The sequence below is a fragment of the Exiguobacterium sp. s35 genome (assembly GCF_018617535.1).
In the GTDB taxonomy this organism is placed as follows: domain Bacteria; phylum Bacillota; class Bacilli; order Exiguobacteriales; family Exiguobacteriaceae; genus Exiguobacterium; species Exiguobacterium aestuarii.
On sequence record NZ_JACSKI010000001.1, the window covers coordinates 1,127,488 to 1,152,715 of the forward strand.

Consider the following 25,228-nt stretch of genomic DNA (forward strand, 5'->3'; position numbering starts at 1 on the left):
GTCTCTCTTATGTACTATGTAAAAACGTCCAGTTCCAAATCAATGGAATTGGACGTTTATTCATGTTTACTGTGCGTAAACCATCTGTCCCCCGAGGTGCCCGGCGTATGCAAGAAGTCCCGCTCCCACGAGCGCAATCACAAAACTAAGTGTGATCCATAGCTTCCCTTTCGCACGATATCCTACGGCAAGCAAGACAACAGTGATGCCAAACGCGATCAAGCTGTACAAGGCAAAATGTTCATGGTTTTCAATCATCGCCTCTGTGACCGAAGGAAGGTTTGCTTCCGCATACTCCTCGGCACTGTCACCCGATAGAAATGCCACTCCGCCCGATATCAATCCAGCGACGAGCGTGACGAGTGCAAACAGTCGAAAACTTGTCCATTTGAAGCTAATCAAAATCAAAAGCGTCCCAAACAGTAGAAGACCAATCGGAGCGTGCACGAGCAATGGATGTAGCGGAACACCACCGAGCATAACGATTCCTCCTTAAGATTAAGATAATGGATGAAAGTTATTTACCCCGTTTGATGATTTCCTTATCCAGTTTTCCTTCTTTTCAAAATGATACACAATTAATTCGTGAGCGACTTGAAGAAGTTACTGATTGCTTCAAACAATCTTGCGAAAAATCCTTGGACTTCCTCTTGTTCAAGAAAAGCCTGTACGTCCTGCCCTGCATCTTTTAATCCGTTACTGATCGCAGACCAATCCAGATTCGCTTGTTGCATGTTTTCAAATAGTGTCGTCAATTGGTCGAGTTGTCCTTCAGACAATTGAACGTTATTTTGATTTAACACTTGAATGACGATATCGCGAATCTCAATATTCGTCTCCGGCATTTGGTTCGCGATTTCCGCTTTGATTTCGTTCATGAGACCGGCTACATCTTCTTGACCGACCGTCTTTCCGATTTCAGACGTCACTGCTAACTCTTCCTGTGCAAGTTCTTTTCGCTCATCAGACAGTTCAATTCCGGTTTCGGCCGCCGTTTGATCATACGCCTTCATGATCCCTGTCAAAGCAGACGTACCCGTCACGTTGATTGGTGACGTGATATAGATGTCCGCATCCGTCACACCTGCCGTGACCAATGCGTTCGCATACATATCTTTCGTCACCCACGTCACATTTTCAGTTTGAATATCAAGACCTGTTCCGTCCGTTAATTTAATTCGTGCGGACGAATACATGCCACCCCCACGTTGCGCTTGTGGGACAGAATCTCCTAAATATTTTTCTTCATCCGCTGCCGTCGTAATAATCGGTTCGATTCCCTCTGGCGCGTCCATACGTTCAAGTACCCATTTTTGTTGTTCTGAAGAGAGCGACTCCCCGAGCGTCACAATCGTGTCATTGACGATTGCCTCTGCCCCGACTTTCGGAAGTGCTCCTGTAAATGCGACTGCTCCAATAGTAAGTGCCAATACTGGCTTCAAATAATTCATGAATTATCACTCCTTAATGTTTACGATACGTGGAGACGACAAAATACACATCCGTCTTTAGACCGAAAAAAGCCACCTTTCTAGATGGAAAGGTGGCTCCTTGCTTAGCGTGAACGGTTCGCGATCTCTTCTGTGAGGGATGCGATGAATTCGTCAAGTGATGCTGATACTTGTTCTTGTTGACCGTAACGGCGAATGTTGACCGCACGCTCATCACGTTCTTTATCCCCAAGTACGAGCGTCATTGGAATCTTCTTCATTTGCGCTTCACGAATCTTATAGCCGAGTTTCTCGTCACGAAGGTCCGTTTCGACGCGAACCCCACGCTTGACGAGTTCCGCTTTGACTTCAGCGACATACTCATCATGGACATGTGATACCGGAATCAATTTCACTTGTACCGGTGCGAGCCATGTTGGGAATGCGCCTTTGTATTCTTCGATCAAATACGCAACAAATCGTTCCATCGTCGAAACGACACCACGGTGCAAGACGATTGGACGATGGTCTTTCCCGTCTGGTCCTGTGTACGTCAAATCGAAACGTTCTGGGAGTAAGAAGTCAAGTTGAACAGTCGAGAGCGTCTCTTCTTTCCCGAGCGCCGTGCGTACTTGCACGTCGAGTTTCGGTCCGTAGAATGCCGCTTCCCCTTCCGCTTCGAAGTATGGAAGTTCGAGCTCGTCCATTGTTTCTTTCAACTGGCTCTGTGCCATCTCCCAAATCGCATCGTTATCGAAGTACTTCTCTTTATCGGCAGGATCGCGATACGAGAGACGGAAACGATAATCTTTAATGCCGAAGTCAGCATACACCTCTTGAATCAAGTGAACGATGTCTTTGAACTCTTGTTTCATCTGTTCAGGTGTCACGAACGTATGCCCGTCGTTCAAGACCATGTAGCGGACACGTTGAAGTCCTGTGAGCGCGCCTGACATCTCGTAGCGGTGCATCCCACCAAGCTCAGCGATTCGGAGTGGAAGCTCACGGTATGAGCGTGGCTCATGTTTGTAGATTGTCATGTGGTGCGGACAGTTCATCGGACGAAGGACGAGTTCCTCATTGTCCATCTCCATTTTCGGGAACATGTCATCTTGATAGTGGTCCCAGTGTCCCGATGTCTTGTACAAGTCGACAGACCCAAGCACCGGTGTATATACGTGTTGGTATCCGAGTTCGAGCTCTTTATCGACGATGTAACGTTCGACCGTACGACGAATCGATGCACCTTTTGGCAACCACATCGGAAGTCCCTGACCGACTTCTTGCGAGACGAAGAAGAGGTCGAGTTCTTTTCCGAGTTTACGATGATCGCGCTCTTTCGCTTCTTCAAGAAGTCGCAAGTGCTCGGCGAGTTGTTCTTTCGTTGCCCACGCCGTCCCGTAAATACGCTGTAACATCTTGTTGTCTGAGTCGCCACGCCAGTATGCTCCAGCCACGCTCATCAATTTAAAGATTTTTAACTTCGAAGTCGATGGGACGTGCGGTCCGCGGCATAGGTCGAAGAATTCACCTTGATGATAGATTGTAAGTGTCTGATCGGCAGGAATGTCTTCGATCAACTCGATTTTGAGCGGGTCTCCCAGCTCTTTATAACGAGCAAGTGCTTCGTCACGTGAAACAACTTCACGAGTGATTTCTAAGTTTTCATCGACGATACGTTTCATCATTTTCTCAATCTCAGGAAGGTCTTCCTCGTTGATTCGGCGGTCCATTTCGATGTCGTAATAGAATCCGTTCTCGATCGTCGGCCCAATCCCGAGATAGATGTTGTTCTCTTCTCCATACAGACGCTTGATCGCTTGTGCCATCAAGTGCGCTGACGAGTGACGCATCAAGTCGAGACCGTCCTCTGAATCTGGCATGACGAGCTCGATTTTGCCGTCCTGTTCAATCGGACGACGGTAGTCGATGAGTTCTCCGTCTAGTTTTGCTGCGATTGCTTTTTTGCGAAGTCCCGGGCTGATTGAGCCTGCGACGTCTTCTGCTGTGACGCCGGCATCAAATTCTTTTACCGCGCCATCTGGAAATGTCAATTGAATCATGTACATCTGTCCCCTCTCAAAAAATGAATATAAAAAAAGCCCATCCCTCAAAAAGGGACGAGCTTTGATTCTCGTGGTACCACCCTCGTTCCCAAGCATCATGCTTGGCTCGAACACACGATAACGAGTGTGAATCGCCGCACGATTGACCCGTACGGTGCTCTGAGGGAGTAAATGCATCGTCGTCGTTAGGAAGCTTCCACCGCCCTTCCCTCGCTAAAACTCGTCTCGATGATTCATATCCTCTTCTATGCATCACTTATATGGTTATTAGTATAGTCAACTCATCCGAGAAAAACAATCCTTTACCGACGTCGATTTTCACCCTTCAGTTCGATTTGTGTCGTCGTCGTTGAAATTCGTTGCATGAGACGCTGCGCTTTCATTTTATTTTGCGCGGACCCATCGATTGAAAAGTGAGTCTCGAGCTCCTCTCCGCTAAAGTTTGAACTATATAGCGTCGGCAATCGATGCATCATCCGATATTGGAGAATGATGCCGAACAGTTCGTCGCGCACCCACGGGCTGATCGCCTCAGCACCAATGTCATCAATTAACAAGACAGGCACGTGTTGAAACGATGTCAAAAATGAATCAAACGATTCCGTACGGATTTTGCGCTTTGCCTCTGATACGAATCCAGGGGCATGAACCAAAATCGTCTCGATATCCGCCACTTTTAATTCATTGGCAATGGCGGCGAGTAGATACGTTTTCCCGACACCGAAACTTCCGTGTAAATAGAGTCCGTTCACTTTTTGTTTGGACTTCATCCCCGTCACGAAACGCATCGCTTCTCGAAGTGCGATCTTGCGCGCATCATCCGCCCAATCAAATGACTCAAAGCTCGCCTCACGGACTTCTTCCGGTAAAAACAGGCTCTTAAACTTTCGGTCCATCTCTTTTTGGCGTCTAGCTTGTCGATGAGCGACCGTCTCTTCATAGCGAATGGCAATCTGCCCGAGATCGACATAGAGCACCGGTTGATGACCAGGGATGACGGCCTGTTCTTCGATGAACGTCTTTCCATCCATTTGCTCGGCATACTCACTCAGCTTCGTGAATCCAATTTCAATCGCTTTCTCTTCTAACTCAGGATGAGCGTTCAAAAAGGCGATCACTCCCGGATGATTGAGCGTTCGTCTGCGAATCGACTCATACGCTTCGCGGACTTCTTTTCGATTCATCAACTGCGATAACGACTGGTTGATTCGTTCCATCCCCTCACCCCTTCTCTTTCAATTCATTTAATAGTTTTACAAGTTCCGCATCATCTGGAACGGAAGATTCCAATTCTTTCTTCCTCGCTTGATCATACGATCGCTGTTGTTTCGCTTCATCTTCGAGCCATTTCGGCATCTCGCCTTGTTGGGGTTTCCGACGTGAACCGACAGTCGTCCGCTGTACATTTTCACGTTTTTGTTGCTTCTTCTCAATGAGCGCATCTTGTGACGCTTCTTGCTCTAACGCCTCTTTCGCGTTCGTATAACCAGCCGTCTTCCAACTCGTCGCGATGCGAAGGACATAGTTCTCGTTCAGACGAGTCTGTTTCTTCACTTCAATACAATAATAGAAGAGTGCGTTGATCACGCCCGGTGCGAGTCCGAGCGTATCAACGAGTTCGATGACCAACTGTTCGTCACTTTTCGACAGCTGAGGCGTCTTCCGAAGTGTCGATACGTACTGATGGGGGTGGGCCGCTTCCATTACCGCTGGATCATGTAAATCTCCCAATTTGGTCTCTTCGTGCTCCACCGTCTTCTCTTTTCGATGCCGCGTTTGTTTTTTCTTCAACTGGAGTACCATCTGACGACATCCGTCTCGCTTCTCCTGCTCACTGAGCGGAAGATAGGCTTCGTGAACAAAATATTCTTTCAACATTTCGGCCATCGTCTCTTCGTCGAGTTGAGACACATAGGCCAATTTTGTGATGGTTTCGTCTAATTTCTTTGTGAAAAACCCGACTGGGAAATTCGTCAGTTTCTTCACAATGTCCATATCGAACGAATAGTTGATTTCAATCTTCGCACGGTCTGGTTTTTCGTAGTTCTTTTGTGTGAACGCTCGATGGTTGACGCCTTTCACATCAAATACTTCATTAAAGTCTTTCGTCACCTCGACGATTCCCGCAGGCAAAGGGTCGATCGTGAAACGCCCTTGAAGTTGTTTAAATCGCACTTCCCCTACTTTATAGAAGAGAAAGCTCGATAACAGCCCATCGTTTAAAAACGTATGCGGTGCGAGCGGAACACGCAACTGATAGACGTATTGCGTCAATCGGGCATCTTTCGTTTTATACGTCCGTACCAATCCGATGGCTTCGAGGCGAAATAGATTATCCGTCAATTCATTGATGGAGTACTCCAACATTTCACACAAGGCACTATGTGACATATAGTTCGATTTCATCTTGCCTGGTTTCAATTCACTCCAAAGCGTCTGGTACAGTGCGAGTGCTTTGACGCCGATGACAGGTTGATACAAATGATAGAGGGACTGATATGATTCGCGGTCAACAAGACCTGTACTCATAATGAGCAGTTCATCCGTCCCAAAGATTGTACGTTCTTTCTCCATAGCTCTCTCCCCTGAAAAAGGGCGACCAGCAGGCCGCCCTTTAGTTGGTCGAATTTTCTTGCTTCATTAAATCTTCAAGTTCTTTAAAGAACACAGTGATATCTTTGAATTGGCGATAAACAGATGCGAAACGAACGTATGCGACTTCATCGACACGTGCGAGTTCATTCATCACCAACTCACCAACCTGCTCACTCGGAATTTCCGACTGTGCGAGGGCGCGAAGTTGTTGTTCGACTTTTGTCACGACTCCTTCAAGCTGTTCAAGCGTGACCGGTCGCTTTTCACACGCACGAATGATTCCACGAAGTACTTTTTCGCGACTGAATTCTTCACGGTTTCCATCTTTCTTCACAATGATGAGGGGTGTCTGTTCCACCGTCTCAAACGTTGTGAACCGATACCCACATTTTTCACATTCACGACGACGTCGAATCGAATAATGGTCTTGCACCGGTCGGGAATCGAGCACTCTCGTTCCATTGTGATCACATTTCGGACAACGCATGCTCAAGCCTCCTTATCGTTCGACAGATTTATTTCCGATAGCACGAAGCGGGAATTGTTGTGTGAGCGCCTCGTAATAGTGAGTGATGATTTGTCCAAGGTCTGCCCCGAGTCGTTGTTCGCGGTTCAATGTAAAATCGACCGCTGTACGACCACCATCCACTTGCACGACCGTAATGAGTCCGTCCCATCCTTCACCAATGAATGAGAGTTCGCCACGGTTCGAGTCGATTCGACGCACCGTCTGACCATTCGACTGAATCTGACTTTCTAACCATTGTAAGATTGCGTTCGGAGATGCCGCATAGTAACGTGTCCGAAGCGATTCATTTTTATGTGTATCTTTCGTTTCAATATGTGTTTGTAACTTATCTAACAGTCCCATAATCCACCTCAACGCCTGAGTTATATACGTTAAGCATATCAAAATTAAGGCAACAACAAAACAATTAAAAGGGCTGACCGTTAAACGGCCAGCCTCAAAAGGTTCTTCAGAATTATTTAGTTAGTGCAACTTGTGCTTCTGGAACACGAATCGGTCCCATTCCACGCTCAAGTTTCACATCTTCACGTACTTTTGCATCCAAGCCTTCGGCGATGTATTGCGATGCCGTAGCTGGATCGATTCGATCTCCACATGTGAACACGTCAACCGACGCGTAGCCATGCTCTGGGAAACTGTGAATCGTTAAGTGTGATTCTGAAATGATGACGACTCCACTCACACCGTGTGGCGCGAATTTGTGGAAAGCGACTTCGCGGACTTCAGCGCCCGAACGAAGAGCAGCATCGACGAACAAACGCTCGATGTAGTCGATATCATTCAATTTGTCGGGATTGCACTCCCAAAGTTCTGTAATAATGTGACGTCCCATAGTATCCATATTAGTGGATCCCCCTTTACATCAATGGTCTCAAAGTAGTTGATGATCACTCACTTTGTGCCTGAATCGCCCACAACCACGGGGGCAAGTTAGTCCTAAGAGGTCCTAACCCTTTAAGTTGCGTTTGTCAGACCAATTGAAGTTCACGAAACTGAGTGTAACGTGTTTGGGACGTCGTTACAAGACATTTGTTTAAAAAAAACAAAAATATTTTTTAGAGCGTAATATTTTTTAGGCGTGTGTTTCTTGTTGCCCAATTTGAAGGTAACTCGCCACCATATCTAACAAGTCGACGACACGGCACGAATAGCCCCATTCATTGTCATACCATGCGAGAACTTTTACATGATTTCCGCCGAGTACCATCGTCGAATCCATATCGATAATTGACGAGCGATCGTCTCCGTTAAAATCAATCGATACGAGCGGTTCATGAGAAACACCTAACACGCCCGTCATCTCTCCAAACGCTGCCCGCTCAAACGCTTCATTCACTTCATCAACGGTGACGTCACGATGAAGTTCAACAACTAAATCGACGAGTGATACGTTCGGTGTCGGAACGCGGAGTGCCATTCCGTTTAATTTCCCTTGTAGCTCTGGCATGACAAGTCCAATCGCTTTAGCCGCTCCTGTCGAAGTCGGGATGATCGAACTGCCACAAGCACGCGCCCGGCGTAAGTCCTTATGCGGGTTATCAATATTATTTTGGTCATTCGTGTACGCGTGAACAGTTGTCACTAAACCTGTCTCGATTCCGAATGTCGAATGCAATACCTTTACGACAGGTCCTAGACAGTTTGTCGTACACGATGCATTTGAAATGATGTGGTCTTCTTCCGGGCGATAGTCTCGATCGTTGACCCCCATCACAATCGTACGTAATTCCCCTTTACCTGGCGCTGTTAAAATTACTTTTTTTGCACCTGCATCTAAATGAAGTTTTGCTCCAATATCCGAGTTGAACTTCCCTGTCGCCTCGACCACGATGTCGATGCCAAGGTCTGCCCATGGTAAACGTGATGGATCACGTTCTGAAATAAGTTCGATTCGCTTTCCATCGACTTCAAGCGCATCCCCTTGCGCTCGAACTGTCAATCCGAATGGACCGTGAATGGAATCATGTTTGATGAGATGAGCGAGCGTTTCCGCTGGATAACTCGCATTGATTGCCACAACTTCATGACGCCCCTCAAGCATCAATTTCCGGAATACCATTCTCCCGATTCGACCGAATCCGTTAATCGCAACTTTTGTCCCCATGCTAAATCCCCCTTTTTCTACATTACGGTTTCATTATAACGGATAGCTGTAAGCGTTTTCACTATGATTCGTCACATTTTTTTCGTTTTTCTCTGTTTATTTTTTGAAAATGAGGGAAATTTCTTGGCGTAAAGCACATCAGAAAGGAGGCGTCACCATGTTTGATTGGGGAGATATCGATAAGTTCTTCATTTCATTTTTCATCATCTTACCGATTGTGACGTTGATTCACGAGTTCGGACATTTCTTTTTCGCAAAATTGTTTGGGGGCTCGCTCGACATGCAAATCGGCACAGGAAAAAAACTATTTAAAGTTGGACGTCTTCAAGTAAACCGCGTCTATTTTTACGATGCGTGGTGTCAATTCACAGATTTAAAATGGAGCAATAAGGTTACCCGCACGCTTGTATATGGCGGTGGGGCCATTTTTAATCTGGCGAGCATCTTGATTCTCAATTCATTTATTTTAAGTCGAGAGATTGAACCAACGTTGTATACGTATCAGTTCGCTTATTTCTCGTTTTACTATATTTTCTTTTCACTGTACCCGATCAATTATTCGAACGGTCATCCAAGCGATGGACGTGCCATTTATGATACGTGGAAGAAGGGTTCACCTGACTCCGATCCATTAAACTGACTAAACGAAAAGAAGGCGAATCATCATTCGCCTTCTTTTTCAATCATCTTAAATTGTTCGACCAAACGGTCAATTTGCGGTGGTAAGTCACCGAGTGAACCGTTGTTATTGACGAGAAAATCGGCCTGATGTTTTTTCTCCTCGATTGGGATTTGAGAATGAATGCGAGCGAGCGCCTCTTCTTTCGTCAATCCATTCCGCTCCATGAGACGCATCAGTTGAATCTCTTCGCGACAATAGACGACGACAGAATAATCGACGAGGTCGAGCATTGTCCCCTCAAATAAGAGAGGAATATCAAAGATGACGACAGACTCGCCGGCTGCTTCATAAGCACGCATCTGTTCCTTCATCTCTTCACGAATCGCTGGATGCATCAGCTGATTGAGATGTTGACGCTTCGTCTCATCATGAAAGATTTCACGCCCTAGCGCTGGACGGTTCAGGACATCACCGTCAAAACATTTTGGAAATGCCGCTTTTACGCCCTCGATTGCCTTTCCTCCAGGTTCGACGACCGTCCTCGCAATCAAATCGGCATCGATGATCGGAATCCCCTTTTTCCGAAAAAGTCGAGACACCGTGGACTTCCCGGTTGCAATCCCACCCGTCAATCCAATTTTCAACATAACGCCCACTCCCTAACGTTGTTGACAGTGTGGACAATAATGCGTGCCACGACCGCCTAGTTTCATCTTTTCAATTTCTTGTCCGCAACGGCGACATGGTTCACCGGCTTGTCCGTATACATATAGCGTCTCTTGAAACGTTCCCGTGGCCCCGTCTGGATTCGTATAACTACGAATGGTACTTCCCCCACGTTCAATCGCCTCATTTAGCACGGCTACCGCTTCAATGCGTACACGCTCCACTTCTTCGTGCGTCAAACTAGCAGCTGGTCGTGTCGGATGCACACCGGCACGAAACAATGTTTCATCTACATAGATATTCCCTAATCCGACGAAGATGGACTGATCAAGAAGCGCAGTCTTGATAGCGCGCGTCTTCATCCGTTCTAGACGCTTAAGCAACGCATCAGTTGTCACACGCTCGTCAAACGGTTCGTATGCAAGTAGTGACAGTGGTGGTGTCGTATGGACCGCCTCATTCGTCCGCAACTCCATCGTACCAAACTTCCGCACATCGTTATAATGTAGGGTCGATTGGTCCGTGAAGTTAATGACGATATGCGTATGTTTAGCCGGTTCTGTGATTGTCTCATGTGGGAAGAACTTCCCTTCCATCCGGAGATGAGAGACGAGATATCCGTTCGTTAATTTGAATAAAATAAACTTCCCTCGACGTTCTACATCAGTAATGGTCTCTCCAATCAAATGGTGTACCCATTCTTCTGGCTCGAGTCCCCGAATGATTTTAGGGTCGAGCACATCGACAGACTGAATCGTCTTTCCGGAAACGGCAGGTCGTAATCTGCGACAAACCGTTTCGACTTCTGGTAATTCTGGCATACTGATTTCCTTTCTATCTTCTTATTTCGTATCGAACCACGTCGTTCCAACGGCTCCATCCGCACGTAACGGTACATCGAGTGTCACTGTATGTTCCATCGCTTCCGTCACCAATTTTTCTAGCGCTTCCATTTCTTCAGCCGGACCTTCAAAAATCAATTCATCGTGTACTTGTAACAACAACTTAGATTGAAGTTGCGATGATTGAAGAGCGTGATCGACGTCAATCATCGCTTTTTTGATGATGTCTGCTGCCGTTCCTTGAATCGGCGTATTGATTGCCGTACGTTCAGCGAATCCACGCAAATTAAAATTACGAGAATGAATGTCTGGGATATTACGACGTCGTTTTAACATCGTCTCGACGAACCCATGCTCACGAGCCCGTTCAATCGCAGCATCCATGAACGTCTTCACTCCCGGGAATTGTTCAAAGTACGTATCGATAAACGTTTGTGCTTCTTTTCGTGTGATACCTAGGTTTTGCGAGAGCCCATAATCACTGATTCCATATATGATTCCGAAGTTGACGGCTTTCGCCTGACGACGCATGAGTGAAGTGACTTCCTCATTTGCGACTTTGAACACGTTCGCCGCCGTCGACGTGTGGATATCCTCATCATGCAAAAAGGCCGCCATCATTTTCTCATCTTGTGACATATGCGCCATGATTCGAAGTTCGATCTGTGAGTAATCGACCGCATAGAGTACCCAGCCCGGCTCACTTGCGGTGAACGCCTTACGAATTCGACGTCCTTCCTCTAATCGGATCGGAATGTTTTGTAAGTTCGGGTTGACTGACGAGAGTCGTCCCGTTTGCGTTAACGTCTGCGTGTAACGGGTGTGAATCTTGCCATCTTCCTTCACAACTTTCTGCAATCCTTCTACATAGGTCGACTGTAGTTTCCCGAGTTCACGATAATGCATGATTTTCTCGATGATCGGATGAAGCGGCGCCAACTTCTCAAGGACATCCGCCGCAGTCGAGTAACCCGTCTTTGTCTTTTTCACAGGGGGAAGCGCTAGTTTCTCAAATAGGACGACCCCTAGCTGTTTCGGCGAGTTGATGTTGAACGGTTCGCCGGCCAATTCATGAATCGTTACTTCAAGCGCAGACAGGCGCTCACGAAGATCTGTCTCCATGTGTTGAAGTGTTTCCACGTTTACATGAATGCCTGCCCATTCCATCTCGGCTAACACCGAGACGAGCGGTTTTTCAAGCGCCTCATATAATTCCGTCTGTTCGTTGTCTTTCAACTCTGAAGCGACACGTTCGAACAACGTCAAAATCGCATGTGCTTTCTCCGCAAGATGGGAATGAAATACTTCCTCATCAGGGACTTTTATTTTTGCGCCTTTCCCATAAACTGCTTCATCTTCTTCAAGAGGGTATGTGAAATGAGAAGCAATCGAGCTGAGTGACGTTCCACCAGATAAATTCAACAAATATCCGGAAACGAGTAAGTCTTCGTAACCACGAAGGAATAACTGATGACGTTTCAACTGAATGATTGTTTGTTTAGCATCGAGACAAATCGTCGTCTTCGATTCGTCTTCAATCCATTCCTTGACTCGTGCATCTTGTAACAGTGTCACGTCACCGACGGTCACGCCACGGTCTGATGCGATTGCAACCCCAACGATGTCTTCTTCGAAATAGTCATCGTGTAGTTGCTCAAGGAATAGGACAGCTCGAGACAAATCTTGTTCAGAAAGGTCGATTGTTGGCCGTACTTCTTTTTCGACCGTTTCTTCTGTAGAGCTGTCCGCTAATTTACCGATCAACGACTTGAATTGAAGTTCCATGAACAAAGGTTTTACGACAGAAGCGTCATAAGGTTTAAAAACGAGATCATCAACGGTCACATCAAGTGGCACGTCCGTATAAATCGTCGCCAACTGTTTTGACATCTTCGCCTCTCGCTCGTTCGCTTCCACTTTTTCTTTCTGTTTCCCCTTTAGTTCATCCGTATGTTCATAAAGGGACTCGACGGTTCCGTATGTTGAAATCAACTTGAGCGCCGTCTTTTCCCCGACACCCGGAATACCTGGAATGTTATCCGATTTATCCCCCATCAACCCTTTTAAGTCAATCATCTGAATCGGTTGTAGTCCCTCATAACGTTCCTGGAACGCCGTTTGGTTCATTGTCTCGACATCTGTGATGCCTCGTTTCGTCAAGTAGACGGTCACGCGATCATCGATCAGTTGCAGTAAATCTTTATCTCCCGTCACAATCGTCACTTGATCGTATGATGTATCCTTTGAGAGCGTGCCGATGATATCATCCGCCTCATATTGATCAAGTTCTAAGACAGCAATACCAAACGCACGACAGACGTCTCGTACGAGCGGGAACTGTTCGCGTAATTCCCCAGGAGTCTTCTGACGCCCCCCTTTATAGTCAGCAAACGTATCGTGACGGAACGTCTTCTTCGACGCATCGAACGCAACGGCAAAGTGCGTCGGTTGCTCATCTTCCATCAATTTCAACAACATCATCGTAAAGCCGTACACCGCGTTCGTATTTCGACCTGACGCGTCCGACATCGGAGGCAGTGCGAAAAACGCACGATATGTTAAGGAGTTCCCATCTAGGACTAGTAGTTTATTCATTCAATCGACCTCCATTCTTCTCTTCATTCATCATACCATACGGGTACAAGCGTTCGAAAAAAAAGACCCTTTTCTACGAATAGAAAAGGGCCAAATTCTCGACCGTGTGGAGATGAGCACCGATCGAGTCACGAGATGATGAAGAGGTCTCATTCATAAGAATAGCAAGGTTTTGTAAAGCAAATATGAATGGAATGGCAAGGTTTTGTAAAATGATTAATCACACGTGAGGTAAAGGATTTCAAACTGTTGGGAACGTGATGGTGAACGTAGTCCCTTTACCTTCGACGCTATCGACATCGATTGTCGCATGATGGAGATCGATGATGTGTTTCACGATAGCAAGACCTAGACCCGTGCCACCTGAATTTCGGCTTCTTGCTTTGTCGACACGATAGAAGCGCTCAAAGATTCGACTGACTTCTTTTTCAGCAATCCCGATTCCATTGTCCTTGACGCGTAACTTGTAGGCATCCTCATTCGCCTCGACAGAAATTTCGACACGACTTCCTTCCGGAGAATAGTTGATGGCGTTTGCGACGAGGTTCATGATGACTTGCTTCATCCGATTCAAATCGGCCTGTAAGACGGCCGTCCCATGATGCTTCGCCTCTAGATGAATCGACTTTTTGTCCGCTTTCTGACTGAGCAAGAGACATACCTCATCGACGAGCTGGTTCAAGTCGACGGATACCAGTTCCATCTGGAAATCATCACGTTCTAATCTCGACAGCTCAAGCAAATCTTCAACAAGCATCTGCATCCGCGTCGCCTCTTTTTGAATGATGTCTAAGAACTGGTCGCGGAGTTCAGGCACTTCTTTCGCCCCGTCGAGTAATGTCTCACTAAATCCACGAATCGAGGTGAGCGGGGTCTTGAGTTCATGACTGACGTTCGCGACAAAGTCTTTCCGCATCTTCTCGAGTCGCTTCAGCTCCGTGATGTCGTTGAATAATAATGTCGTCCCACGAAGCATTCCCGTATCACTAAAAATCGGTGCAGCAGAAACCATATACGTTTTCTGATTGAAGCCGGTTCGAATCGACAGCTGACGACGATGGACTTCTTCCGTCAAATAGACGTCTTCGATCAGAGTCTCGACATCAGGACTCGGTAACATCCCGTGATAAAATTGTCCAATCGATAAATCATCGTACTGGAACATCTCGCGATACGAACGGTTGACTAATGTGACAATCCCTCGCTCGTCCACGAGAAGGAGCCCTGCCCCCATATATTCGATGAGTGATTCGAGTCTCGCACGCTGAACCGATTCTCCGAGTGAAATTGACTCCAAATTTCGGGCGAGGACGTTGATTGATCCAGCGAGACTTCCGGTCTCCTCGTCATTTCGCAGTTCATAAACGCGGGCCCGATAATTACCATCGGCGAGTTCCCGTAAGACGATGGTCGCTTCATCGATTGGTCGTATAAATTGGTTCGTCAGATGCTGAAGGACGAATAAGATGATGAAAAATGAAAAGAACAGCGCGAGCGCAATCGTTAACCAAATTCGATCATACACGCCTTCAAGATCTGAAACGTAACGGATGAACGTTAAATAGACCGTCTCCCCTGTCGCAAGTTCAATCGGTTTTGTGAACTGAATCAGTTCATCTTCGTCCGCTTCACCAAACGTTCCGTCTTCGGGCACAAGACTTGGTTCAATCTTATAATCGATTGACCCGACACGAAACGGCGTCCCGGCGATGACTTCATTCCTGCTATTAAGTAGCAAAATGTCAAAGCTACTCCCGTCATCGATTTGACCGACATATTCTCGAATTTCGTCTAGCTCTCCTCCTTCAAGGTACAAAGCGGCGAGCTGAGCATCCTCTTTCAAGCGGTCACGTTCAGAATCCAAATAGAAATCTTTAAACAGTTGGCCGAGCACGATGCCAAGCGTCAAAAGTACGCCCGTGACGAGAAGAATGAGCGTCGTCATGAATCTAGAGCGATACGTCTTCATTCCGAAGTCGGCTCCTCCATTTTATAACCGAGGCCACGAATCGTTTTAATATATGTCGGTTTCTTCGTGACCGGTTCGATTTTTTCACGGAGATGACTGATATGGACATCGACGATTCGCGTGTCACCGACGAAATCGTAATTCCAAATAGCCGATAACAATTGGTCTCGCGTCAGCACACGTCCTTTGTTTTTGGCTAAATAAGCTAACAGTTCAAATTCTTTCGGAGTCAACTCAAGACGTTCGCCTTGTTTGAACACTTCGTAGTTCGAAGCGACAATTTTTACGTCACCGATTTGAATGACATCCTCTTCGACTGCTGTTTCTTGCGGCGCCGAGCGTCTTAAAATCGCTTTGACACGAGCCACGACTTCCCGGGGACTGAACGGTTTCGTCAAATAGTCATCTGCACCGAGCTCGAGACCGAGAACTTTATCAAACTCATCGTCTTTCGCCGTGAGCATCAAAATCGGCGTATTGACTTTTTGTTGACGGAGTCGCTTACATACTTCAAGTCCGTCCATTTCCGGTAGCATTAAATCAAGCACGATTAAGACGGCATCTTTCTTTTCAGCCAGTTCCAATCCTGTCTTTCCATCATGGGCGGTCTCCACCTCGAAACCAGCCTGTTCTAAATTAAATTTTAATAACGTCGCAATCGATACTTCATCGTCGACAACAATTACTTTATCAGCCACACTACTTCCTCCTCTTAATCCATCAAATGTCACTCTCTATTTTACAAATCAAAGCTTGCAACGACCAACCTCAAAGCAAATCTTTACAAAAACAAAACAAATCCACTTTCAGTGTAGCATGCCCCACATGATGGAAACCGCAAAAAAGTGCTTCCCACAAAATTGTAGGAAGCACTTTCTTCTTATAAGACGCCTAATACGGAGCGGACCGAGTCGGCAGAACGTGAAAGTGCTGCTTTCTCCTCATCCGTCAAGTCGAGCTCAAGTACTTGCTCGATGCCATGTTTCCCAAGAATAGTCGGGACGCCAAGATACAAATCGCTAAATCCGTACTCGCCTTCTAGATAAGCAATAGCAGGTAAGATTCGACGCTGATCTTTTAAAATCGCCTCGACCATCTCTACGATTGCGGCAGCTGGCGCATAATACGCCGAGCCGTCACCTAGCAGTTGAACAATTTCACCGCCACCTTTACGTGTCCGTTCGACGATTTGCTCAATCCGCTCATGTGGTATGAGTTTTTCAAGCGGGATTCCCCCGGCGTACGAGTAACGCACGAGAGGCACCATATCGTCACCATGTCCTCCGAGAACAAACCCGGATACATCTTTGACGGAAACGTTTAATTCTTGAGCGACAAACGTCCGGAAACGAGCCGTATCCAGCACACCAGATTGTCCGATGACGCGTTCTTTCGGGAAACCCGATTCTTTGAACGCCGCATAGGTCATTGCATCCACCGGATTAGTCAAGACAATCAAAATCGCTTCCGGAGAATAGCGAGCAATCTCTTTGACGACAGAACGCATCACGTTTGCATTCGTTGCAACGAGATCGTCTCGACTCATCCCTGGCTTACGCGCGATTCCCGCCGTGATGACCACAATGTCCGAATCAGCCGTATCGGCGTAATCCGATGTTCCTGTGACCCAAGCGTCAAACCCTTGAATCGGAGCCGTTTCTTGCATGTCGAGCGCTTTCCCTTTCGTCGGTCCAACTTTTTCTTCCATATCGAGTAGAACGACATCCCCTAGCTCACGTTGAGCCAGGTATAGTGCAGTGGTTGCACCGGTGAAGCCACTTCCAATTACAGAAATTTTGTTACGACGAATCATGAGCTCTCCCCCTCAATTGGCGACTTATTCGTTTGAATTACATGTTTTTGATCAATTCATCCGCAAATTCAGAACACTTCACTTCTGTCGCGCCGTCCATGAGACGTGCGAAGTCATATGTGACAACTTTCGAAGCGATTGTTTTCTCCATTGAGTTGATGATGAGGTCAGCCGCTTCGTTCCAGTTCATGTGGCGGAGCATCATCTCACCTGAAAGGATGACTGAAGATGGGTTTACTTTATCAAGACCTGCGTATTTCGGAGCTGTGCCGTGTGTCGCTTCGAAGATTGCATGTCCTGTGATGTAGTTGATGTTCGCACCAGGTGCAATCCCAATTCCACCTACTTGCGCCGCAAGTGCGTCTGAGATGTAGTCTCCGTTCAAGTTCATCGTCGCGACGACATCGAACTCACGTGGGCGTGTCAAGATTTGCTGGAGGAAGATATCAGCGATCGAATCTTTTACGATGATTTTCCCTTCAGCTTCTGCTTTCGACTGAGCTTCGTTCGCAGCTGCTTCGCCAGACTCTTCTTTGATGCGGTCATACTGTGCCCATGTAAACACTTTGTCACCGTATTCAGCTTCAGCGAGTGCATAACCCCAGTTTTTGAATGCGCCTTCTGTGAACTTCATGATGTTCCCTTTGTGTACGAGCGTGACCGATTTGCGGTCGTTCGCAATCGCATATTCGATTGCAGCACGGACGAGACGTTCTGTCCCTTCAGAAGAAACAGGCTTGATGCCGATTCCTGATGTCTCTGGGAAACGGATCTTGTTCACGTTCATTTCATCTTGCAAGAATTTGATGAGTTTTTTCACTTCGTCGCTTCCTGACGCGTACTCGATCCCTGCGTAGATATCTTCTGTATTTTCACGGAAGATGACCATGTCTGTATCTTCAGGACGTTTTACTGGTGAAGGAACACCTGTGAAGTAACGAACTGGACGAAGGCATGTGTATAAGTCGAGCTCTTGACGAAGCGCAACGTTCAATGAACGAATTCCACCACCGACCGGTGTCGTAAGTGGTCCTTTGATTGCAATCAAGTACTCGCGAATTTGATCGAGTGTTTCTGTCGGGAGCCACTCACCTTTTTCGTTATAAGCTTTCTCCCCAGCGTATACTTCCATCCATTCGATTTTCTTGTCGCCGCCGTATGCTTTTTCAACTGCAGCATCGAATACACGAACAGCCGCGTTCCAAATATCAGGACCTGTTCCGTCACCGATAATGAATGGTACTGTCGGAACGTTTGGTACGTTCAATACACCGTTTTCAACTGTAATTTTTTGTCCTTGTGTCAACATAATGAATCCCCCTAAGTACATTACTGTAGGTCGACGCGTACGCCGACCTACGTCACTTGTTAGTTTACCAAACTTTTGTCTAAAATGTGTCTCGAATTAACGTTCGTTCACAGGAACATATTTACGGCTTGTTTCACCGACATATTCCGCACGTGGACGAATCAAGCGGTTATCCGCATATTGCTCGAGAATGTGCGCAATCCAACCTGACATCCGTGATACGGCGAAGATTGGCGTGAATAAGTCTTCTTCAAGACCGAGCGCATAATACGTTGATGCCGAGTAGAAGTCGACGTTTGGTTTCAATCCTTTTTCTGTTTCAACGAGATGATCGATTTTTTCAGACATCTCATACCACTTCGGCTCGCCGATTTGAGCAGTCAACTGGCGGCTCATTTCTTTCAAGTGCTTCGCACGCGGGTCGCCGTCCTTGTAGACACGGTGACCGAAGCCCATAATTTTTTCTTTGCGCTCGAATTTACCACGTACATATTCTTCAACACGGTCGACCGAGTCAATTTCATGAAGCATTTTCATAACCGCTTCGTTTGCACCACCGTGAAGCGGCCCTTTGAGTGCTCCCATCGCCGCCGTCACACCAGAATACATATCAGAAAGCGTCGCCACACAGACACGAGCTGTGAACGTCGAAGCGTTCAGTTCATGGTCTGCATGAAGGATGAGTGCTTTGTCGATTGTCTTTTCTGCGACTTCACTTGGTTCTTCTCCATTCAACATGTATAAGAAGTTCGCTGCATATGAGAGACCTTCTTTCGGAGCGACAGGTTGCTCGCCTTTACGTAGACGTGCGAATGCCGTCACGATTGTAGCAACTTGTGCTTGAAGACGAATCGCTTTACGCATGTTTGCCTCGTCACTCATGTCTTCAGATTCTTCATCATATAGAGCGAGTTGTGAGAGCGCCGTACGAATCGTCGCCATTGCATTGGCTGATTTCGGTGCACGGGCTAACGTATCAATCACTTCTTCTGGCAACGTCGCTTCTTTCACGAGTGCCTCTGAGAGCGCTGTCAATTCCTCTGCATTTGGTAAGCGATCATTCCACAATAAGAATACAACTTCTTCAAATGTGGCGTTGTCCGCTAAATCATCAATGGTGTATCCTCCATAAGTCAATTGTCCGTCAATAATTGAGCTGACTTTTGAGGCTGCTGCCACAATACCTTCTAACCCTTTTGTCGTTGACATTCATAACTCCCCCTCAGTCTTGTTTGAAAGTAGTCGACCGTAAAAACAGTCTGTGTATAGGGAATAAGGATACGGGACGGGCTTCTCCCCTGCATTCACCCAGTCTCCGTTTACCCTGTCCTTTATATAGTATAAACAATTTATTGCAAAAAAGAAATGTAAGCGGCTTCAGTTGTCAGAAAATATCAAAACCATTTTTCAATGACTTGATATCCACCTAAAATCAAGGCTGCAATTCCAGCCCCAATCAACGGTCCAACAGGTACACCTTTCATGAATCCAACCGCTAGAATCGTGCCTGCGAGAAGCGCCGTCGTGACGACCGGGTCGACGCGCATCAATTGAACGCCTTGCGCCGCAGCTAAGGCTACAAAGATTCCTGAACCAAATGCAACGATTCCAACTGGGCCACGAATACTATTCCACAATTCTTTAAAACCGATATCACCGGTCGCAATCGGGACGAGTACGGCGATCGTAATAATCGTCACACCCCAATTGATTCCTTTCGATGCAAGTGTCGGAAATAATTGATCACCAAACCCTAATGCTTTAATGATGAGTAACGCACTGCTTGCGATAATGATTGACTGGTTTTGTGCAATGACACCAATTAGCACCAATAGAATTAAAAATAGATATGCACTCATACGTATTCCTTTCTTCGAACGGAAAAAGAACCGACCTTTGTAGAAGGCCGGTTCGATTGTCGTTCAATTATGCGTTGTAGATTTTACCTGTGAGTGGGTCGATTGAAATCATCTGACCGTCACGAAGTGAAGTTGTAGCTGTGTCTACACCTACGATGACTGGCTTACGGAGTGATGGTCCAACGATGCCAGCGTGGCTCGTCAATCCGCCGTCTTCCGTGATGATTCCAGCCGCTTTTTCGATGGCAGGCATCATTTCTTTATCTGTGAATGGCGCCACGAGAATCATGCCGTCTTTCGCTTTCGCGTTTGCTTCTTCCGCATTCTTCGCGACAACGACTTCTCCAACGACACCGCGCTCACCGATTCCACGTCCGTCTGCGAGAGCATGACCGACGATGTGGACTTTCATCATGTTCGTCGTACCAGCTGTCGCTGCAGGAATACCAGCTGAGATGACAACGAGGTCACCGTCAGTAACGAATCCAGCGTGACGTGCTGCTTCTGATGCTTGAACCAACATTTCATCCGTGTTGTTTGGCATTGTCTCAGCAACAATCGGGTATACGCCCCAAACGAGGTTTAACTGACGAGCAACGCGCTCTGATTCAGTGACTGCGATGATGTTCGCTTCTGGACGGTATTTCGCCGTACGAGCAGCCGTGTATCCTGATTGTGTTGGCGTCAAGATCGCTTTCGCGTTCAAGTTGATTGCTGTGTGAGCAACCGCTTGTGAAATCGCATCCGTTACCGTATGCTCACTGCGCTTCTGACGATCTTTCAACAAGTTTTTGTAGTCGAGCATGCGCTCAGTGCGCTCTGCGATTGCAGCTTGCATTTGAACTGACTCGATTGGGTAGTCCCCTGCAGCTGTTTCACCAGAAAGCATGACTGCATCTGTTCCGTCCAAGATCGCGTTTGCTACGTCAGATGCTTCCGCACGTGTCGGACGTGGGTTACGTTGCATCGAGTCGAGCATTTGCGTTGCAGTGATGACCGGCTTACCGAGGTCGTTACACTTCTTGATCAGTTCTTTTTGAACAGGTGTTACTTCTTCTGTCGGGATCTCGATACCGAGGTCACCACGAGCAACCATCAAGCCGTCAGAGATTGCCAAGATTTCTTCGATGTTATCCACACCTTCTTGGTTCTCGATTTTCGGGTAAATCTTGATGTGTGACGCGTTGTGTTTTTCAAGAAGTTGACGAATTTCTACCACGTCAGACGCACGACGTACGAACGATGCTGCGATGACGTCGATGTCTTGTGAGATACCGAACTCGATGTCCGAGATATCTTTGTCTGTGAGGGCAGGAAGGTTTACCTTGACGTTTGGCAAGTTAACACCTTTCTTCGTCTTGATGATTCCTTCGTTTTCGATTACACAACGGAGGTCGCGGTTCGGAAGTTTTTCAACGACACGGAGTCCGATGAGACCGTCGTCGAGCATGATGTGTGAACCGACTTCTACATCATCGTAAAGACCTTCATACGTTACAGAGAAACGATCTTTCGTTCCGACGATTTCTTCACTTGAAACGATTGTGACTTCTTTCCCTTTTTCAAGAAGAGCTTTTCCATCTTCAAACGTATGTGTACGGATTTCTGGACCTTTCGTGTCAAGAAGGACTGTGACCACTTTCCCAGCTGCTTTCGCCGCTTCACGGATGTCACGGATACGTGCACCGTGCTCCTCATAGTCACCGTGTGAGAAGTTGAGACGGGCAACGTTCATTCCAGCTTCAATCATTTCAGGAAGACGCTTCTCAGAAGCCGGTCCAATCGTACATACAATTTTCGTTCTACGCATAATATAAAAACCTCCTAGGGGATATAGTGCAACTTACATACAGAAAACGGGGGGCCATAGACCTGATCCCGTCTCCGCAACTTCTTAAATCGTTTAGATCGACAATTGGTTGACAAGGTCAATCAATTGCATATCAATCGTGTGCTTGTTGTGGTCAAGTGCCTCATCGATATCAAGATCCATCATCTGGTTATTACGGATACCGACGACGCGGCCCGCTTTCCCTTCAAGAAGAATCTCAACAGCGTAAGCACCCATACGGCTGGCAAGTACACGGTCTGCAGCAGTTGGGGAACCACCACGTTGAATGTGTCCGAGAATCGTAACACGTGTTTCTGAGTTTGTCTTCTCAGCAATCAATTTGCCGATTTCTTCAGCACTTCCGGCACCTTCAGCAACGATGACGATTGAGTGCTTCTTACCGCGCGCAATCCCGTGGTTGATTCGTTCCACGATTGCGTTCAACTCTTCTGGACGTTCTGGGACAAGAATCGACTCCGCGCCACCAGCGAGACCAGAATAAAGCGCGATATCACCAGCATCGCGACCCATTACTTCAATCACATACGTACGTTCATGAGATGAAGCTGTGTCACGAATTTTGTCGATTGCGTCAAGCGCTGTGTTGAGCGCTGTATCGAAACCGATTGTCGCATCCGTTCCCGGAATATCATTATCGATCGTACCAGGAAGGCCGATTGTTGGGAATCCGAGTTCCGTCAATTTTTGAGCTCCGCGATATGAGCCGTCTCCACCGATAACCACGAGGGCATCGATATTGAACTTCTTCAACTGTTCTACTGCTTTTGCGCGTCCTTCTTCTGTTCTGAATTCAGGACAGCGTGCAGAGCGAAGGAACGTACCTCCACGTTGAATGATGTCGCCGACTGATCCAAGGTTTAATTCGACTAAATCACCTTCGATTAATCCTTGGTAGCCGTTATACACACCGTACACTTCAAGACCTTCGAAAATCGCTTTTCGGGTCACGGCACGGACAGCAGCGTTCATTCCAGGAGCGTCTCCTCCGCTCGTTAATACCGCAATACGTTTTAAATTCACGTCACTCACCTCTTATGTGTTTTAACGAAATCTGAAAATAAAATACCATGTCTGACCTTTGTTTTACAACACAAGTATGTGAAAAAAATGCATAGGGTATGTTACAAAGCAGTCACTTGATGAATGAATAAATCTATATTCAAAGCCATTGTTACCGTTTTCACTCACTAATTGTGCCAATTTGATGATATTTGGTCGCACGTCCTTGAATGAGCTGAGAAGTCGACAGATCGAGCAACTCGTTCATGTGCTGTAATAATACAGGTTTCAAGAGTGATGACTGTAATGACACATCAATATGCGCGCCCCCATACACTTCCCCTACAACTTCATCCACGATTCCTAGGTTGAACAAATCTTGTGCTGTAATTTTCATTGTTTCTGCTGCACGTTCTGCTTGTTTGGCATCTTTCCATAAAAGTGCCGCTGCACCTTCTGGCGAGATGACCGAGTACGTACTATTCTCAAGCATCAACAATCGGTCGCAAACACCAATTCCAAGCGCACCACCAGAACCGCCTTCTCCGATTACAACGGAAACGATCGGTACTTTCAACGTCGCCATTTCAAACAAGTTTCGAGCAATCGCTTCACTTTGACCTCTCTCTTCAGCGGCTTTCCCTGGATAAGCCCCTTTCGTGTCAATGAATGTCAAAATCGGACGGTTGAACTTCTCGGCTTGCTTCATGAAACGCAAAGCTTTTCGGTATCCTTCAGGGTGAGGCATCCCAAAGTTCCGCTTCATGTTTTCTTTCGTATTCCGACCACGCTGATGTCCAATGATGGTCACCGGAACACCTTCAAATGTCGCAAGTCCCGATACGATTGCCGCATCGTCATATCCGTGTCGATCACCATGGAGCTCCATGAAATCCGGGAACATATGATGGATGTAATCGAGTGTTGTCGGACGTTTCGGGTTTCGCGCCAATTGTACGCGGTCCCACGGTTTCATATTCCCATAAATATCTTTTTCTAATCGGTCGAGCTTCAACTCCAGGTGACGAATCTCACGTGATAGGTCAATCCCTTTCGTTTCGGCTGTCTCACGTAATTTATTTAACTGTTCGGTCACTTCTTTGATTGGGTCAAACATGTCGAACACCCCCATCGTGTAATCCGATCATTTTCTTCAAGAACGAACGCATCTGTTCACGATGGATGACCGCATCCAATTGTCCAGACTCGAGTAAGAACTCTGCCGTCTGGAAGTTTTCCGGAAGTTTTTCCCGAATCGTCTGTTCGATGATTCGTCTTCCCGCAAATCCAATAAGCGCTCCAGGCTCTGCGACGTTTAAGTCTCCAAGCATCGCAAAACTTGCTGAAACCCCACCTGTCGTCGGATGTGTCAAATAGGCGATGTAGAGAAGGCCCGCCTCATCATGTTCTTTTAAAGCGATGGATGTGTTCGCCATCTGCATCAAACTGACCATCCCTTCTTGCATTCGTGCGCCACCTGACGCCGTGAATAAGACGACCGGGAGACGACGTGACGTCGCTTGGCGAACAGCAGAAGCAATCGCTTCCCCTACGTAAGCACCCATCGACCCCATTCGGAATCGAGCATCCATCACGCAAACGACGAGAGGTAGCCCATCAATCGTCGCTTTTCCGCAAACGACCGCTTCTTCAATTCCGGTCCGTTCACGGTCTTTATTCAACTTTTCTTCGTAATCAGGAAAATCGAGCGGATTCGCTTTGACAGAAGGTCCAGCAAATCGCTCGAACGAATCTTTATCGACAAGCATGTCAATTCGTTCCTGCGCATGAAGCGGGAAATGGTAGCCGCAGTCACATACCTTATGGTTTTCGTTCAACTGTTTTGTATAATGCATATATTTACAAGATGGGCACTTCGTCATCAATCCCTGTGGTGCGTCAATTTTTGGTTCTCGTTGACGCAACGGCATATATCGTTTCGGTTTCTTGAAAAAAGCAGTCATCGCTTCCCCCTCGT

23 protein-coding genes are annotated in these 25,228 nt (G+C 46.9%); 1 reads left to right on the plus strand and 22 read right to left on the minus strand.

The genetic code is table 11. From position 1 onward, the window contains the following. Positions 1-66 precede the first annotated feature (66 nt). The 9 genes from KNO75_RS05870 to KNO75_RS05910 form a co-directional block, all read right to left on the minus strand. Positions 67-480, minus strand: a complete 414-nt coding sequence (locus KNO75_RS05870; RefSeq protein WP_214820354.1) for a DUF2231 domain-containing protein — start codon at positions 478-480, stop codon at positions 67-69. Between the two features lie 98 nt (positions 481-578). Next, a complete protein-coding gene (locus tag KNO75_RS05875) occupies positions 579-1,451 on the minus strand; it encodes a DUF1002 domain-containing protein (protein WP_214820356.1) in 873 nt (290 codons plus the stop codon). Between the two features lie 104 nt (positions 1,452-1,555). Further along, complete coding sequence (thrS, locus tag KNO75_RS05880; RefSeq protein WP_214782220.1) at positions 1,556-3,499, minus strand: threonine--tRNA ligase; 1,944 nt, start codon at positions 3,497-3,499, stop codon at positions 1,556-1,558. Positions 3,500-3,798: 299 nt separating this feature from the next. Then, entirely contained in the window at positions 3,799-4,713 is a 915-nt protein-coding gene (gene dnaI, locus KNO75_RS05885) for a primosomal protein DnaI (RefSeq protein WP_074033411.1), read from the minus strand. A 4-nt stretch (positions 4,714-4,717) separates the two neighbouring features. Continuing rightward, positions 4,718-6,070, minus strand: coding sequence for a DnaD domain protein (locus KNO75_RS05890; RefSeq protein ID WP_214820358.1), 1,353 nt, complete (start codon positions 6,068-6,070; stop codon positions 4,718-4,720). A gap of 40 nt (positions 6,071-6,110) precedes the next feature. After that, positions 6,111-6,578 (minus strand): transcriptional regulator NrdR, encoded by a 468-nt coding sequence (nrdR, locus tag KNO75_RS05895; RefSeq protein WP_012726705.1) that lies wholly within the window; start codon positions 6,576-6,578, stop codon positions 6,111-6,113. A 12-nt stretch (positions 6,579-6,590) separates the two neighbouring features. Continuing rightward, entirely contained in the window at positions 6,591-6,962 is a 372-nt protein-coding gene (locus tag KNO75_RS05900) for a hypothetical protein (protein ID WP_214820360.1), read from the minus strand. A gap of 112 nt (positions 6,963-7,074) precedes the next feature. After that, a complete protein-coding gene (gene speD, locus KNO75_RS05905) occupies positions 7,075-7,461 on the minus strand; it encodes an adenosylmethionine decarboxylase (RefSeq protein WP_026825618.1) in 387 nt (128 codons plus the stop codon). 231 nt (positions 7,462-7,692) lie between these two features. Continuing rightward, positions 7,693-8,724 carry a glyceraldehyde-3-phosphate dehydrogenase gene (locus KNO75_RS05910; RefSeq protein ID WP_214820362.1) on the minus strand — a complete coding sequence of 344 codons (1,032 nt, stop codon included), beginning with the start codon at positions 8,722-8,724 and terminating at the stop codon, positions 7,693-7,695. Between the two features lie 157 nt (positions 8,725-8,881). On the opposite strand from KNO75_RS05910, the gene KNO75_RS05915 reads away from it, so the two are divergent. After that, a complete protein-coding gene (locus tag KNO75_RS05915) occupies positions 8,882-9,364 on the plus strand; it encodes a site-2 protease family protein (RefSeq protein WP_214820364.1) in 483 nt (160 codons plus the stop codon). 23 nt (positions 9,365-9,387) lie between these two features. Here KNO75_RS05915 and coaE read toward each other — a convergent pair whose 3' ends face one another. The 13 genes from coaE to accD form a co-directional block, all read right to left on the minus strand. After that, the gene (gene coaE, locus KNO75_RS05920) at positions 9,388-9,993 is read right to left on the minus strand and encodes a dephospho-CoA kinase (RefSeq protein ID WP_214820366.1); all 606 of its coding nucleotides are present in this window, start codon (positions 9,991-9,993) and stop codon (positions 9,388-9,390) included. A gap of 12 nt (positions 9,994-10,005) precedes the next feature. Next, entirely contained in the window at positions 10,006-10,833 is an 828-nt protein-coding gene (gene mutM / locus KNO75_RS05925) for a DNA-formamidopyrimidine glycosylase (protein WP_214820368.1), read from the minus strand. 21 nt (positions 10,834-10,854) lie between these two features. After that, positions 10,855-13,449, minus strand: a complete 2,595-nt coding sequence (polA, locus tag KNO75_RS05930; RefSeq protein WP_214820370.1) for a DNA polymerase I — start codon at positions 13,447-13,449, stop codon at positions 10,855-10,857. Between the two features lie 241 nt (positions 13,450-13,690). Next, positions 13,691-15,418, minus strand: a complete 1,728-nt coding sequence (gene pnpS, locus KNO75_RS05935; RefSeq protein WP_214820372.1) for a two-component system histidine kinase PnpS — start codon at positions 15,416-15,418, stop codon at positions 13,691-13,693. Next, positions 15,415-16,116, minus strand: a complete 702-nt coding sequence (locus KNO75_RS05940) for a response regulator transcription factor (protein ID WP_074033421.1) — start codon at positions 16,114-16,116, stop codon at positions 15,415-15,417. Before KNO75_RS05940 ends, pnpS begins: the two co-directional genes overlap by 4 nt. A gap of 182 nt (positions 16,117-16,298) precedes the next feature. Then, positions 16,299-17,231, minus strand: a complete 933-nt coding sequence (gene mdh / locus KNO75_RS05945) for a malate dehydrogenase (RefSeq protein WP_074033422.1) — start codon at positions 17,229-17,231, stop codon at positions 16,299-16,301. Positions 17,232-17,268: 37 nt separating this feature from the next. Next, positions 17,269-18,537, minus strand: a complete 1,269-nt coding sequence (gene icd, locus KNO75_RS05950; protein WP_083600123.1) for an NADP-dependent isocitrate dehydrogenase — start codon at positions 18,535-18,537, stop codon at positions 17,269-17,271. A 99-nt stretch (positions 18,538-18,636) separates the two neighbouring features. Continuing rightward, positions 18,637-19,749 carry a citrate synthase gene (gene citZ, locus KNO75_RS05955; protein WP_214693233.1) on the minus strand — a complete coding sequence of 371 codons (1,113 nt, stop codon included), beginning with the start codon at positions 19,747-19,749 and terminating at the stop codon, positions 18,637-18,639. A gap of 185 nt (positions 19,750-19,934) precedes the next feature. Further along, positions 19,935-20,399: a DUF441 domain-containing protein gene (locus tag KNO75_RS05960; protein WP_074033425.1), complete on the minus strand. Its 465-nt coding sequence runs from the start codon at positions 20,397-20,399 to the stop codon at positions 19,935-19,937. Positions 20,400-20,466: 67 nt separating this feature from the next. After that, complete coding sequence (gene pyk / locus KNO75_RS05965) at positions 20,467-22,209, minus strand: pyruvate kinase (protein WP_074033426.1); 1,743 nt, start codon at positions 22,207-22,209, stop codon at positions 20,467-20,469. 93 nt (positions 22,210-22,302) lie between these two features. After that, complete coding sequence (gene pfkA / locus KNO75_RS05970; RefSeq protein WP_214693237.1) at positions 22,303-23,271, minus strand: 6-phosphofructokinase; 969 nt, start codon at positions 23,269-23,271, stop codon at positions 22,303-22,305. A gap of 160 nt (positions 23,272-23,431) precedes the next feature. Continuing rightward, entirely contained in the window at positions 23,432-24,382 is a 951-nt protein-coding gene (locus KNO75_RS05975) for an acetyl-CoA carboxylase carboxyltransferase subunit alpha (protein WP_214820374.1), read from the minus strand. Next, positions 24,360-25,214, minus strand: coding sequence for an acetyl-CoA carboxylase, carboxyltransferase subunit beta (gene accD, locus KNO75_RS05980; RefSeq protein WP_214820376.1), 855 nt, complete (start codon positions 25,212-25,214; stop codon positions 24,360-24,362). Before accD ends, KNO75_RS05975 begins: the two co-directional genes overlap by 23 nt. Between the last annotated feature and the right edge of the window lie 14 nt (positions 25,215-25,228).